This window comes from Orenia metallireducens (assembly GCF_003001995.1).
GTDB classification, from domain to species: domain Bacteria; phylum Bacillota; class Halanaerobiia; order Halobacteroidales; family Halobacteroidaceae; genus Orenia; species Orenia metallireducens_B.
Genome location: NZ_PVNB01000006.1, coordinates 128,390 through 143,184 on the forward strand (window position 1 = coordinate 128,390; position 14,795 = coordinate 143,184).

At 31.3% G+C, this 14,795-nt stretch carries 17 protein-coding genes and 1 riboswitch; of the genes, 5 read left to right on the forward strand and 12 right to left on the reverse strand.

The annotated features are described in order from the left end of the window. The first annotated feature begins 137 nt into the window (after positions 1-137). A complete protein-coding gene (locus BX659_RS06195; protein ID WP_097017735.1) occupies positions 138-533 on the forward strand; it encodes a hypothetical protein in 396 nt (131 codons plus the stop codon). Between the two features lie 64 nt (positions 534-597). Here the strand turns inward: BX659_RS06195 and BX659_RS06200 are convergent, their stop codons facing one another. After that, positions 598-1,359 (reverse strand): tetratricopeptide repeat protein, encoded by a 762-nt coding sequence (locus BX659_RS06200; protein ID WP_097017734.1) that lies wholly within the window; start codon positions 1,357-1,359, stop codon positions 598-600. A gap of 198 nt (positions 1,360-1,557) precedes the next feature. Here BX659_RS06200 and BX659_RS06205 point away from each other — a divergent pair, with 198 nt between their 5' ends. Continuing rightward, positions 1,558-1,926 (forward strand): hypothetical protein, encoded by a 369-nt coding sequence (locus tag BX659_RS06205; protein ID WP_258176115.1) that lies wholly within the window; start codon positions 1,558-1,560, stop codon positions 1,924-1,926. A gap of 156 nt (positions 1,927-2,082) precedes the next feature. Here BX659_RS06205 and BX659_RS06210 read toward each other — a convergent pair whose 3' ends face one another. The 6 genes from BX659_RS06210 to sigG all read right to left on the reverse strand — a co-directional run bounded on the left by BX659_RS06210 (position 2,083) and on the right by sigG (position 5,869). Next, positions 2,083-2,742 (reverse strand): hypothetical protein, encoded by a 660-nt coding sequence (locus tag BX659_RS06210; protein WP_097017733.1) that lies wholly within the window; start codon positions 2,740-2,742, stop codon positions 2,083-2,085. A 249-nt stretch (positions 2,743-2,991) separates the two neighbouring features. Beyond that, entirely contained in the window at positions 2,992-3,444 is a 453-nt protein-coding gene (nrdR, locus tag BX659_RS06215) for a transcriptional regulator NrdR (protein WP_097017732.1), read from the reverse strand. A 190-nt stretch (positions 3,445-3,634) separates the two neighbouring features. Continuing rightward, positions 3,635-3,778 (reverse strand): hypothetical protein, encoded by a 144-nt coding sequence (locus tag BX659_RS18975; protein ID WP_172431881.1) that lies wholly within the window; start codon positions 3,776-3,778, stop codon positions 3,635-3,637. Between the two features lie 176 nt (positions 3,779-3,954). Beyond that, the gene (locus BX659_RS06220) at positions 3,955-4,218 is read right to left on the reverse strand and encodes a YlmC/YmxH family sporulation protein (RefSeq protein WP_097017793.1); all 264 of its coding nucleotides are present in this window, start codon (positions 4,216-4,218) and stop codon (positions 3,955-3,957) included. Positions 4,219-4,370: 152 nt separating this feature from the next. Beyond that, complete coding sequence (gene spoIIR, locus BX659_RS06225; protein ID WP_097017731.1) at positions 4,371-5,078, reverse strand: stage II sporulation protein R; 708 nt, start codon at positions 5,076-5,078, stop codon at positions 4,371-4,373. Positions 5,079-5,089: 11 nt separating this feature from the next. Next, a complete protein-coding gene (gene sigG, locus BX659_RS06230) occupies positions 5,090-5,869 on the reverse strand; it encodes an RNA polymerase sporulation sigma factor SigG (RefSeq protein ID WP_097017730.1) in 780 nt (259 codons plus the stop codon). Between the two features lie 300 nt (positions 5,870-6,169). Here sigG and BX659_RS06235 point away from each other — a divergent pair, with 300 nt between their 5' ends. From BX659_RS06235 to BX659_RS06245, 3 genes are all read left to right on the forward strand, one after another. Then, positions 6,170-6,697 carry a LysM peptidoglycan-binding domain-containing protein gene (locus tag BX659_RS06235; RefSeq protein WP_097017729.1) on the forward strand — a complete coding sequence of 176 codons (528 nt, stop codon included), beginning with the start codon at positions 6,170-6,172 and terminating at the stop codon, positions 6,695-6,697. A 261-nt stretch (positions 6,698-6,958) separates the two neighbouring features. Further along, complete coding sequence (locus tag BX659_RS06240) at positions 6,959-7,363, forward strand: helix-turn-helix domain-containing protein (protein WP_097017728.1); 405 nt, start codon at positions 6,959-6,961, stop codon at positions 7,361-7,363. Beyond that, positions 7,353-7,697 carry a hypothetical protein gene (locus tag BX659_RS06245; protein WP_097017727.1) on the forward strand — a complete coding sequence of 115 codons (345 nt, stop codon included), beginning with the start codon at positions 7,353-7,355 and terminating at the stop codon, positions 7,695-7,697. The genes BX659_RS06240 and BX659_RS06245 overlap by 11 nt, the downstream gene beginning before the upstream one ends. Before the next feature lie 394 nt (positions 7,698-8,091). On the opposite strand, the gene BX659_RS06250 is transcribed toward BX659_RS06245, so the two are convergent. From BX659_RS06250 to BX659_RS06270, 5 genes are all read right to left on the reverse strand, one after another. Then, positions 8,092-9,165, reverse strand: a complete 1,074-nt coding sequence (locus tag BX659_RS06250; protein WP_172431880.1) for an energy transducer TonB — start codon at positions 9,163-9,165, stop codon at positions 8,092-8,094. 57 nt (positions 9,166-9,222) lie between these two features. Beyond that, positions 9,223-11,043, reverse strand: coding sequence for a TonB-dependent receptor plug domain-containing protein (locus BX659_RS06255; RefSeq protein WP_097017725.1), 1,821 nt, complete (start codon positions 11,041-11,043; stop codon positions 9,223-9,225). A gap of 214 nt (positions 11,044-11,257) precedes the next feature. Continuing rightward, a riboswitch (cobalamin riboswitch) is annotated at positions 11,258-11,535 on the reverse strand. A gap of 9 nt (positions 11,536-11,544) precedes the next feature. After that, on the reverse strand, positions 11,545-12,453 hold the full coding sequence (locus BX659_RS06260) for a mechanosensitive ion channel family protein (protein ID WP_253250721.1): 909 nt from the start codon (positions 12,451-12,453) through the stop codon (positions 11,545-11,547). Between the two features lie 451 nt (positions 12,454-12,904). After that, the gene (locus BX659_RS06265) at positions 12,905-13,681 is read right to left on the reverse strand and encodes a heme ABC transporter ATP-binding protein (RefSeq protein WP_097017723.1); all 777 of its coding nucleotides are present in this window, start codon (positions 13,679-13,681) and stop codon (positions 12,905-12,907) included. A 116-nt stretch (positions 13,682-13,797) separates the two neighbouring features. Next, complete coding sequence (locus BX659_RS06270; protein WP_097017722.1) at positions 13,798-14,793, reverse strand: FecCD family ABC transporter permease; 996 nt, start codon at positions 14,791-14,793, stop codon at positions 13,798-13,800. Positions 14,794-14,795 lie beyond the last annotated feature (2 nt).

Here is a 14,795-nt window from a genome sequence, read left to right on the forward strand (position 1 = left end):
CTAGCTAATCGCTAATAATTACTATTAAGATTAATAAATTGGTATATTTAGCCATAGAGTGATCTTGCTAAAATATCGATTTCATCCTATAATTATAGGTACAAGATGAAAAATAAAGCAATTGGAGGTGCATTATCATGATTGATTTATCGCAGAAATCAACTGATGGTAGAGACTTTTCTACAGAACCCTTATCTCCAAAATCAAATGTCTTTAATAATTTCATGGATTCTGATTCAAATAATAATTCGACTACAGGGGAAATTTTAATGGATTTTAGTGAAGAGGATATAAATACAGAGAGTGGCAATGATGATTACTTACGGATTTCGATAAAAGAGCATGATAAACAGAAGAAAGAGGAGGATAAATTTATGAAAAATAAATTGAAAGCAACAGATTATCAACGCACATTTCATGTTGACAATAATTTAAAAAAGGGTAGTAAATCTAATAAATCTCAAGACAATATCTTAGGAGTTCATCTTCCCAAAGGTCATAGAGATAAAAAATCATTACTATTATTGAAATAAATCTATAAAACTATAATTTTAACTAAAAAAATCTCCAACGTAAATATTTACGTTGGAGATTTTTTTATTCTTCCTTCTTTTTAATCAATCTATTTACTCTTGTTAAATTAACCTCAGCTTTAGAATAGTTAGAGTCTACTGCTAATGCTTTTTCATAAGCACTTTTAGCTAACTGAAGTTCCCCAGTATTCTCATAAGCAATTCCTAAATTGTTATATAAATATGGAATTTGAGGATTTAAATCTGCGCCTTGCTTTAAAACAGTCGCCGCCTCTTTATACTTCCCTAATTGAATATAAGCAAGACCTAAGTTGTTTAAAGCATAATAGTTCTTAGGTGCTAATTCAACTGACTGCTTATAATTATTGATAGCCTCTTTTAAATTCCCTTGATTCATATAAGCTCTTCCTAATATATTATAAGCATCATCTTGCTTTGAATCTACAGCTACTGCCTCTTTAAGAATATCTATCCCATCCTCTATCTTGTTCTGTTTTAAATAGTTTCTTGCCAAATTAACCATAACTCGATAATGCTTAGGATTGATTTCATGAGCCTTCTTCAATTGAGTTTCAGCAAACTCTAATTGATTTAACCGATAATAGGTCAAACCCAAGATATAATGAGGATACATTAGCTTAGGGTTACTAGCAACAGCCTCTACCAATTCAGGAACAGCTTCTTGATAATTACCTTGTCGATAATAAGCTAACCCCTTTTGATAATGGTTAACTTTATCTTCACCCTCAGCAAAGATAACTCCACTAGCTACTATAGTTAGAATAAGGATCAATATAATAGTCCTATTAAGAAAATTAGTCTTCATATAATTATTTCACCATCCCATCATTTTTTATTTTTCATTAATATCTGTATCTAGAATATCTATTCTAGCTTAATAAAAAACTTCCTGCAAAAAAACCACAATAAAACTAAACTATTGGCTAATAATATCTTTTTTATCAAATCTATCATCACAAATAATAATCGGTTCTATCTTAAAGCACCAAGATTATCCTAAATAATGAATTCCAATATATATAATGGGATAATATATTTAGAAAGAAAGGATGTGATAACAATTTCAAGATTAGAAAATTTATTTAAAAATATCAAGGAAAAAGATGCCAATGACCTCTGCTTTGAAGTCAGACATAAAGTCTTAGAAATCCCTCGACAGCTCTATTTTCAATCGGTGTCCAAATACGATAATCCCCTCTCTGAAGAAGCAGTCCAGTATATAGTTGAAGAGTATTTAGATTGGAAGGATGATCATGGACTAGTAGGAATGATCAGAGTCAATGATAACAAAGAGAAAGATTTAGTAGAACTAGATGCAGCTGTGAGATATGTGGTTAATTGTGAGGATAGTACCTGTAAGAAATGCCAATAAGCTCTACTTTTATCGTAGAGCTTCTACTTATAAATCTAAATTATAATTAAACTTCAACTGAATTAATGAGTGTGAGCATACTCTGCTTTTAATAATAATTTAAAATCAAGCTCTACCCGAACTCATAGAAAATAATAGCTTAAAAACATTTTATAATTAGCTAATTCCTATCTCCTCTAAAACTTTTTTTAGTTTTTCCATAGAATCATAATGGAACCATTGATTAAAGGATGGATGGGGAATCTCACTGATAATTTTTCTCTCTTCTATACTCATTTCTAACTCCTTAATTAAATCTAAGTAAGCCTCTGCAAAACGACCACATGGAACTAAATATTCTATGCTACTGCTTTGCTTTAAAGCTAAGAGCAGACGCTGCTTAAAATCTTCTAGCAAAATACTTTTAATCCTATTCCAATCTTTATTCTTATGGCGTTTAGATTTATAATTTACGCGTAGTTTCTCTAAAATAGCAACTACCTGCCCATCACCACTGTCCAATTCATGGGCTTTTAATCCTTCCTTTTGCATAGGAGCAGAGCTTACATTTAATATACTAAACTCAGATAAATTAGGATAAAGATCATTATATTTATCTATTTGGCTAACAATTTTCCCAAAGGGATCCTTGCTCTCTCGCCCATAGATAAATTTAGTCATATCTATTCCTGAACTTCCAGCTACAGGATATCCCTGCTTTATCTCTTGAGTATGAGGTGATTCTAAAATAAATAAAATTTTAGAATTTTGATTTATTATGTCCTCAACCTTATATTTATTTAAATAATTCTCAACTATCTCAGATAAATTATCCATTACTATCCTCCAGTCAGTATTTACACAGCCTAAATAATATAATTATCATTTGGTGTTAACTCGTGCCAATCTGTATTTGTTTATGACTTAATAATCACTTTGTTTTTTATTTCAATTTAACTATATCTATATACTTGTCTATAATTATAGTTTTTATCCTGCTAATTTTAATTTAAATATAGAAAAACGAGGATAAGACCTCGTTGATAGTTTATTTATAGTCATCGACATATATAGCTAATTGTAAGATTATTCTCCTAATAACTTATCCAATTCCATTCTAAAGGTCTCAATATCCTTAAATTGTCTATATACTGAAGCAAAGCGAACATATGCTACTTCATCTAATTTACTTAAATAATTCATTACTAGCTCTCCTATAACAGTTGTCTCTATTTCATCTTCCATCTGATTTCTAATTTGCTGTTCTACCGAATTGACTATCCCCTCTAATTGATCTCTAGAGATAGGTCTCTTTTCACAGGACTTTAATAATCCATTTAAAAGCTTATTACGATCAAACCTCTCTCTACCCCCATTGCGTTTAACTACCATAATTGGCAATTCATCTATTCTTTCATAGGTTGTAAAGCGCTTACCACACTCTAAGCATTCTCTTCTTCGTCTAATTGTTGTATTCTCTTCTGTTGATCTTGAATCTACTACCTTACTTTCAAGATATGTACAGTATGGACATCGCATGGTCGTTCTCCTTTCTTAAACTTAATAACTTCCAAACACAATATATTGTATACATTCAAATAATACCATACTGTATATTAGATGTCCAATTTTTATATAATAAATTTTAAATTTATTATGACTTTTTATTAAAATTGGTAGCTAACAGCTAAAATCAATTAATTGCTAACCCCCTTAAAGGGGGCTGCTACTACCTTTGATCCTTTAACACCATCAACTTTATTCTTTTTCCCTGATTATCCTCATTAATCGCTATTTCCATATTCTCTAATTTATCTAATTCATCTGCACTCAATTCTGCTAATTCATCAACAAATTTATCTTTTAAAGACATAAATAATAACCTCCTTTGTTAAAGTTTTAAATTATAACTATTCTTATAATTATTTTTCCTAATACTCAAGTTTTATATTCTAAAATCTATAAATAATAATAACCTCCAAAATTTTGGAGGTTATTATTATTTATAATGTTTTTAGTTTTTACTGATTACTGCTAACTTATCACTAATTAATCCTCATTAATCATATGATTATTTATCCTACTGGCATCAACTAATATTACATCATGACCTATTCTACTTATCTCATCCCAAGCTATGTATACATCCTCCTTTGCTCCAAAGATTTTAAATCCTTTCTCCTCCTTTGGTACAGATATACCTTTAATTCTACCTTCCACCAAATCAATATCTATATCTGATATAATCCCAAGCCTCTTTCCACTATTAACATCAATAACCTCTTTATTTTTTAGCTCTGAAGTTTTAATTATACCCATCCCCCTTCAAATTAATAATTAATTCTTATCTGAGACTCTCTTTATAGATATTATATGTATAAAACATAAGTTTGTTACTATATCTTAAATAATCTTTAATTATAATAAAGGAGGTAGCGATCTCATCGCTACCTCCTTTATTATAATTATTCTTTACCCTTCTCAGTAGAAAAGAATATCTTATCCAAACCTGGAAAGGGAGTTTCTAAAATATGAAAGAATTTCAATTTAGATTTTACAAATGTAGGCTTGTCCTTTAAATATTCTATAAATTTAAACTTAAACTCTACATCCATATCTTCTGCAGCTACATAGTCCTTATTAGTAGCTAATTTCTTTAAATCATCTTCAGATAGTTTATCCATAGAATCTACAAAACATAGAGGTGGGAATAGGACACACCACCAATTCTCCCCACCACCTTTTCCTAAAAGTATCTTTAAAGCTTGATATTTGCCTGCTGCCAAAGTCATGTCTCCATAACTTCTAGTTGGAAATTCAAATTCACCTAACTTTAAACTTACTGTATAATCTTTGTTATATTCTGCCAATTTATCCTCAACTATGTCTTTAATGTAGGATAGATTCTTTTTAACAACAGACTTAGCCTGAAAAGGATTATCTAGAGAAGCAAAAAGTTTAGAGGTTCTTTTAATAATTTCATCTCTAATTTCCCTTTTTATTCTCTGATCTTCTAAAGTGTTACTATTAGCAACTATATGTAATCTTAATAAATCATCAGTCCCATATGTAAGAATATCTTTATCTTCTAGTACTATACTACTTTTGCTTTGTAAGATAAATAAAGAAACTATTACTATGACTATTAAGATTACAAATCTAACCCGTTTCATACTAATCCTCCTCAATCTTCCTTAACGTACTTCTTTAAATTATCTAAAGCTGCTTTCTCTAATCTCGACACTTGGGCTTGAGAAATTCCTATATTTCCAGCTACCTCCATCTGAGTCTTTCCTTCATAAAACCTTAATACTAAAATTAGCTTCTCTCTATTATCTAATTTTCTTAATGCTTCACGGACAGCAATAGCTTCTAACCAATTATCATCTTCCTTCTTACTGTCACTGATTTGATCCATCACATAAATTGGATCTCCACCATCATGATAGATTGGTTCAAAGAGTGAAATCGGATCTTGAATTGCATCTAAAGCATACACTATATCTTCTCTTGAGATTCCTAATTCTTCAGCTATTTCACTTAAATTAGGCTCTTTTGATTTTTTATTCTCTATGCTCTCTTTCATTTGTAAGGCTTTATATGCAGTGTCCCTTAAGGAACGGCTGACTCGAATTGGATTGTTATCACGAAGATGCCGCTTGATCTCCCCTATAATCATTGGAACTGCATAGGTAGAGAATCTAACATTTTTACTTAAATCAAAGTTATCAATTGCTTTCATCAACCCAATACATCCAACTTGAAAGAGATCATCAATTGGTTCTCCCCGATTATTAAACCTCTGTAATACACTTAAGACTAGGCGCAAGTTACCACCAACAATTGTATTTCTAGCAAACTTGTCCCCATCTTGCATCTTTCTAAATAATTTTCTCATCTCTTTATTGGTTAAAACCGGTAATTCCGAGGTATTAACTCCACAAATTTCGACTTTTTTTCCCATTTACTTCCCTCCACTTATTGCCAAGTTGAAGTTTCCATTAACATTATTCCTTGTAAATAGGATATCTATACATTTATTTTTTATTTATTCCATGATTCAATTAAAACTCTCTTTAGAATAACTTTATTGCCAATCTACTTCTAGCAATTTTAATTAGATAAAAATAACGATTGATAAATAATAAATAATGAGTAAGCAATAACAGCTAAAGATAATATAATTTTTATTTAAAATAGATTAACATATATTCTAATCATCACATATATTGTAATAAAGTAATCAACTAGAAAGGAGGCCACTATGCCTAGTAGCTTAGAATTAGTAGAAAAGCTGTTAAAGAATGAACAGGCTAATCGCACTTTATATACTCAATTAAGAAATTCTTTAGATGACCCACGTTACATTAGAGTAGCAGAGAATTTAGAAACCTTACAAGCTAGACAGATTAATATGTTAAATAGATTGCTTGATGTACTAGAAGACGAAGCACCACCACCACCAAAAGACCGTTATTATGCAGAACATATACTACAACCTGGAGAGACATTAAGAGCCTTAGCAATCAAATATGATACTAGTGTATCTAAAATTAGAGCACTTAATCCAGGCTTAAGTGATAACCCTCAAGCAGGTCAGGTAATTACCTTGCCGATTGAAATTCCAAAACCACCAGCTAGACATATCAAGTATTATGTACGTCCTGGAGATAGCTTATACACGATCTCCCAAAGATATAATACCGATATAGACACATTGGTTGAATTGAATAATATAGCTGATCCTGATGTAATATTCCCAGGTAGAATTTTAATTATTCCTAGAACATAGAAATAAAATCACCAAATTAAAAATTAAAAAATTCTACTAAAATTTGATCTTAAAAAGGGCTTGGGAGGATATCCTCCCAAGCCCTTTTCATACAAATAACCTAATTATCCAATCCTCTATTTTATTTTTCATCTAATTATGTATTAATATAAAATTTTTAGCAGGATTTTGTCCGATTATAGAAGAATAAATTAATTAGATATTAATCCTAATAACTGATAATCCCTTATATATTACTATGAAATAAAGGCGGTGAATAATATGGCAACTTTCAGCCAAAGGCTTGAAGATGAGAGAAAGAAGAGAGGACTGACCCAAAGAGGATTAGCTTTAGAACTAAAGGTACCAGTATCTGAAGTAGTATTTTATGAACTAGGTGATAAAAAACCTGATGTAGATACTTTAAACAAGTTAGCTGATCTATTTAATGTATCTATTGATTATTTATTATGTAGAAGTAACCAACGCCAGGACCCAAACCTCCATGTAAAAGAGGTCTTATCAAAGGATCCTGTATTACATGAATTTTGGGAAGAGATTTCACGAAGAGAGGATTTACAATTATTATTTAAACAGACTAGAAACTTAGATGCAGAATCAATATATAAGGTAATAGAGATAATTAAAACTATTGAAGATGAGGAGAGAATAAGATATGGGGGATAAGGATATTAACTCCTTTCTCAAAAATCTACAGAATAATTCACAACAATTTTACGAACTTGCCCACAATTACGATATCTACCCCAAAATAACTGGTCTTACCCCACAGCTATGGGGTTTTGTCTATAAATCAAGCCATGGTAATTATTACATAATTATCAATAAAAATTTGAGTTTTGAATTACAGCAAAAGATATTTATTCATGAGGTAAAGCACATCCGTGATGATATGCCTAAACACCCTTATTTCATTGGTCTAAATATGCAGCATCTAGATTTTGAAAAGAAAGCAGATGCCTTTTCTAATAGTATAATGAATATTTTTGAAAATAAATAAGTTAAATAATAAAGAGCCTTCAAGCTAGCTTGAAGGCTCTTTATTATTTATTAATCTTTAATTTTAAATGGGGTTTAATGGGGATATTACAACACTTTTCACTTTGTAAAGTAAACAAATTTTCTATTAATCTAATTAAAAAAGTTACGGGAAAGTCTAGAAAAAAATTCAACTCACTTCGCAATCAAATTGCTTATTATTGTCATTAATTAAACTTTTTTTATTAAATTCTAATTTAACTCTAAATCTTAATTCAATTCTTGCTTCGTTCAAACAGTAATTTTTTTCACCTTTAAAGACTTAACTGTCCCTACGAGTCTAAAAAAATAAGACTCTTCGTGTAAACCACTATCAACTCAAAATTGCCCCATTATCTACAAAAATACAATATAAATCAATCCAAACGAAAGCTGATTGGTATCAGTACCCAGGAATAAACTTCTACATTATCCTGCCTAGTAGGACTGAACTCCCAGCTTTTTACTGCCTTCCTGGCAGCCAAGTCAAAATCTAAATAACCAGAGGGTTTAGCAAGGTGAATCTCTGCTACTATTCCCTTATCATCTATTAAGACTTTTAGTAAGACTCTACCTTCAATCCCCCTTCTTCTTAAGCTTTTAGGATAAGTAGGTCGCTTATATTTGCTAATTGTCGGAGCACTAATTCCTTTATCAGCTTTCTTATCAGTCAAATCTACAATAGCCTTATCATTGTTATTAACTTCCTTATTATTAATAACTTCTGTATTATCTTCCCGCTTATCAGAATTATTTGCCTCTCTTCTCTTATTAACCAACTCTTCTTTTTTACTTTTATTTTTCTTGACTTCTCTGTCTTCTAGTATCTCTTTCTTATCTTCTATCTCTACTTTTTCTTTAGACTCCTCCATAGAGCTATCACCTTCCACCTTTGTAGCTTTTTCTATCACCTCATTCTCTGAGATATTTTTAGATGGATTAGTCTTTCTTTCTAATTTCTTAGTATCTTTTAACTTGCTTTCTACTTTACCTTCAGTTTTCAATGCTTCAATATTATTCTCTAAGTTCTTATTAGGCTTAGTTTCTGCTTTAGCTTCTTCTACCTTTTCTTTCTTCTGTATATTCTGCTGAACTCTCTCTTTCTTAAAAATCTTGCTAACTTCCTTTAAGCTATCCTCTTTAATAACTTCTTTATCTTTTATCTCAACTTTCTTCTTTAGGTCCGATTTCCTCTTAATTACCTCTCGATTTAATTGAGGTTCTTCTCCCAGATTAGCTTTACTAATAGCTTTTTTCTGGTTGACTTCCGAATAAATAGCAACCTCAATTACCGGTGATTCTCTTCTTAGATTTTTACCTTCTACATAAGCTAACTCTCCAAAGTATAGCTTATTAACTAAATACCCCAATAATAAATGAACTATTATAGATACTACAAATCCTACCTTTAACAGACCATTCCCTTTGTTTAGCCGATTTAATAGCTTCACAATAAACCTCCACATCTAAATTAAAGGTAGGTGTTAACACCTACCTTTATCAATTCATTAAAACTTAGTACTTATCTTTAACATATAATTACGCTCTGGCATTGGATAAGCATTTACAACTTCATATTCCCTATCTAGTAAGTTATTAAACTCTAATGATACTTCAATACTATCTTTAATTTTTTTATTTAGCTTTGCATCTACTACAAAATAGCTTGGTAATTCCTCAGCTCGCCCTGCTATTAGTCGCCCGTTTAAAGAACCACTAATCTCTTCTGTATTATAATTCAACCCTAAATTTAGATTATGATAATCCCTAGAAGCTAATCTTTTATCTGTTTTCTTATCTCTTGCATCTAAATAAGTATAGTTTAAGTCAGTAGATATTTTTTTAGTTAAGTACTTAACTAAAATTACTTCTATCCCTGATATTTCAGCTGAATCAATATTCACTGCAGTACTATAACCCTTATCTTCATCAAAATAGTTACCATTTATCATCTCTTCTACATCTCTTTTAAATAAATTTAATTCTACTTTAGTCCTTTTATCTAAATACTTCATTCCTACTTCATAATTTTTACTAGTCTCTGGATCTAAGTCTGGATTTCCATACCATGACCATGAACTCCCTGGGTAACTTCCATATAATTCATCAAAAGTAGGAGCACGATATGCTTCACCTAATGAAGCATGTAAATTCAATTTAGAATTAATAGTATATACTGTTCCTAATCTAGGACTAAATTCAGCCTCATATCCCTCATGGTCATCATAACGACCACTAACTATAATCTTTAATGGATTGGTTATTGCCCATTCATCTTGAATAAATAAAGCCTTATTTAAAGAATCTTGTTCTCCATCTTTAATATCAGTACTTTCAACATTTTCTCTTACTAATTCCCCACCATAGCTTATCTTATTATAGTCATAGTATAAAGTTTGATTAAAATCTACGCCTATCTTATCAACTTGATGTTTAGAATAAGAGTTATAGTCAGGATTCTCATAAATTCTTTCCTGGTCATTATAATAAAAAGCTAATTTGCTATCATTATCTTCCGTCTTTCTATCCCATTGTACATTTAAGTTCATAGTTTCATCATCTTGATATGCAGTAGAACTTGGATAAACCTCTGACCCTGGTGATCCTTTATCTGAATCAATATATTGTAATGATAGCAATAAATCTGAATAATTATTTAAGTCATAATTAAATTTAGTGAAAATATTCTCTTGAGCTAATTCACTATTTTCACGGTGACCATCTGATTCTCTTTTAGAAAAAGATACATTATAACCTAGTCTCTCATCCTTTCCTCGATGAATTAAATCATATGTTTGGCTACCAAAAGACCCATAACCCACATTAGTAATAGTTTCAGGTTCTTGACTACCGCTTTTTGTTATAATATTCACTACCCCTCCTACAGCATTAGCTCCATATAAAGCAGAAGCAGCTCCTCTTACAACTTCTATTCTTTCTATTTGTTCAATAGATACTTGACCTAAATCAAATACCCCATTTTGATGATTATTCATTTTTACTCCATCAATTAAAATTAACACTTGCTTACTACTTGAACCACGAATACTAATATTTTTTGAACCTACTACTCCGCCATAATCATTAACATCAATTCCTGCGATATCTCTTAATAGATCAGCCGTATTCTTAGCATTCTTCTGCTTAATCTCCTCCTCATCAATCACTTCTATACTCACTGGAGCCTCTGAAAGCTTCTCCTCATATTTAGAAGCAGTTACCACAATCTCATCTAATGTAAAACTTACCTTAGTCTCTTCTGCCATAACATTAAATCCTAACAAATTAACTAATAATAAAACAGCTAAATTTAATAAAACTTTCTTCATTATCTCTTACCTCCATTTTTATTATCGCTACTGTATTCTCTAGTCTAAATCAATCTACTAAATTGTCAATCCAATCTCCCCCCTCAAAATAATATTCAAAAATAAAAAATCTACAACCTTAGACAAGATTGTAGATGATTTAAGTATATTCTAAGCTTAAACTTATTAATTAAAATATTAATCGAATCATCTACCAATCTTATTCCCGAAGATCAGTAAACTGATAAATTAGGCAGGTCTCCTGACTTATAGCATTAAACTGTACCTTCACTGATATATTAAATACCAAGTGGTTTCTACAATTTATTAAAGTTAATAGTCTCTTGACTTCAACAGTTTTTAACTGTACTCTGTCCCTTCGAGTCTAAAAAACTGACTCGACCTATAATCCCATTAACTACTTTTTACAGTGGCGGGTCCGTTCAGGCTTTTCACCTGATTCCCTATTCTCTCTTAGCCATAGCTAAAAGCACCTAATTTATTTTTATTCAATTTTTAACCTTAAATCTCTTTTTTATGCTCTAAATGACTTCCCTCTTCACTTCTCCGATAGATTCTACTTGTTTGATAAGCAAACTCAATATTAGGCTCTTGACTGAACTTCTTAAGAATACTCTCAGAGATATTATTCTCCAAAACTCTTCTCATTCTAACAGTGGTCAAATAACGTAAAGTAATCTGCACTCCACTCCCTTTAATATCTACATAAGTAATTGGAGTAAACTTACCATACTTAATCATGTAATTCTTACTCATCTCATAAATCCTCTTTTTTGCCCTTGCCTCTATCTCTTCCTCACTCTGTTCATAACCTGTCTCCAAGATAATCTCCTTGGCCTTCTCCCAATCACTTTCAAAGGTGACTAGGAATTTAATCTCGTTCCAAATACAACCAAACCCTCGGGTATAATTGAACAAAGATGCATTAAAGATATTACTATTAGGGATATGGACTAACCTTCCTGTACTCTGGTCAGCCTCTACCCAGTTGCCTACTTCCAATAAAGTAGTATAAAAAACCCGAATATCAATCACATCACCCTGTACCTGATTCCACTCTATTCTGTCCCCTAAGCCAAAAGGACGGCGCAAGAGAATCAAGATCCACCCTGCAATATTTAATAAGACTTGATGCAATGCTAAAGCTAAACCAGCAGATAAGACTCCTAGGTAGGTAGTCAGCGTAGAGGGTCTATCCAACCAGATTAAGAGGATAAAGATTAGAATTATAAAGAAGACCGAATAATAGGTTATCCTTCTAGCTTGATGCCTTCTCTTAAAATCTTCAACCTTAGAGTTAATAAATCTAACAATTCCAAAGCCTATTAAATATGTAATCACAACTACCCCTGCAGATAATAATACCTTCTGTATCAACGGGTCATTGATATCAATAGCAGTAAAATCCAAAATAAAACACCTCTCATTATTTATTAGAGAATAAATTCTAAGGTTAAGTCTAAGATTGAGTAAAACAGAAAAACACTGTTTTAATATTTTACTTGGACTTAATCTTAATCTATAATATCAACTATAGATAAATAATTCTAAAAAGAAATTTAAAACCTTATTTTTGCAACTAACCTACAGAGATTAACACGAATCAAAGCAAAAAATTTAAGTAATTACAATCATTAATTCTAATAGACTTTATAATTTATTTTGGTTCAACAACAAACTTTGTGATTAATGCCTATTTTATATAAGTTGAACTAATAATTTTTATAAAAGATATAAATCAAAATCTTTTTTTGACACAGACTAAAATCTGACTAAGATCTGATTTAAAACCTTTTATTATTTCATTTCTTATTTTTTATCTGTGTTAATTTGTGGCTAATAATTTTTTTGTTTCTATTTTTTACTCATTACTCGTCACTAACTTCACATAAGGTCGCCTGCCACTATTATCAACCTCAACATCACAGCCATAGACATCTTTGATGTTATTTAGAGTTATTACTTCATCTGGAATACCAATAGTATTTACCTTACCCTGATTTAATAATAGTAAACGATCACAATATTGGCTTGCTAAATTGAGATCATGTAAGACTACCACAATAGTAGTACCTTCTCTAGTTAGTCTAGACAGCAACTCAAAGATCTCTAATTGATAGTTGATATCTAGAGCTGAAGTAGGCTCATCTAATAATAATAGCTCAGCCTCTTGAACTAAGGCCCTAGCCAATAATACCCGTTGTCGTTCACCACCACTGATACTATTAATAAGCTTATCTGCTAAGCTAATAGTATTGGTCAGTTTTAAAGCCTTATCTATTACCTTTTTATCAGCTTGGCTTATCCCCTGCCAATTTTCCAAATAAGGATGGCGCCCCATCTCTACAATCTCTTTTACAGAAAATTCAAAGCCAATCTCTGTACTCTGAGGTAGCACAGCCAAAACCCTAGCCAAATCCTTACGTCTATACTGGCTTAGCTCCTTTCTTAGCAGAAATATATCTCCATCCTCTCCTTTAATAATATTAGATAATAACTTCAACAAAGTTGACTTCCCTGAGCCATTGGGACCGATAATTCCAAATAGCTCCCCCTTACTTACTTTAAAATTAACATCATCTATTATCTTAGCTTTATTATAAGAGAAACTTAAATTCTTTACTTCTAATATATTCATAATTAAACCACCCAAATTTAATTCTAAATTACTAATTGTAAAAGTATAGATTTATCTATATATAACGTCAGATTCAAATTTAACTTCAAAATCATAAATCTATATCTAAAAATCACCTAAAATTTAACCTTTCTCTTCTGTAATAGATAGATAAAGAAAGGTGCTCCACATAATGCTGTAATAATCCCCACAGGTAACTCTGTTGGTGCTAAGATAGTTCTAGCTATTGTATCTGTTACTATTAATAAAATAGCCCCACCTAAAGCCGAGGCAGGCAGTAATATTCTGTGGTTAGGTCCCAAAATTAATCTCAAAACATGTGGGACAACTAAACCAACAAAACCAATTATCCCACTGACTGCTACTGCCATAGAAGCCAATAATGAACCTGCTACTAATAAAAGCAGCTTAATCCTCTCTACCTCTACTCCTAGATAGTAAGCTGTCTCTTCACCTAATAAGAGTATATTCAAATTATCTGCTAAGAAATACACGATTAAGAAACCTAATATAATAGCTGGTAAAATCATCTTTACTTCTTGCCAGCTACCATTAGCTAGACTTCCCATCAGCCAATAAAAGACCTTCTGTAGATTTCCGCTATCTAAGATCATCACCAATGAGACCAATGATGACAAAAAGAAACTGACTGCTATTCCTGACAATAATAATGTTGAAGTAGGTATCCTCCCCTTGGTCTTGGCCAAACTATAAACGAGAAAGGATGTAATAATCCCACCTAAAAATGCAAAAAGTGCAAGACTACTAATCCCCCTCCAATAATATATTAAACCAAAATTAATTGCTAAGCTAACCCCTAAAGAAGCACCTGATGAGACACCAATAATATACGGGTCAGCCATTACATTCTTAAATATCCCCTGAAATACTACTCCCGAAGTAGAGAGAGCCATCCCTACTAAAGCAGCTAATAAGATTCTAGGCAGGCGTATCTTATAGATAATCGTCTGTTCAATAGTTGTTAATCCCCCTTTTATTCCTGTAATAATAGGAATCTTAACTGTGCCCAAGCTGAGAGCAACAATAATACTTAGAATTAATAGAATGAACAAGATTATAATTATTGATATTTCCTTCACTTTAATCTCCATCG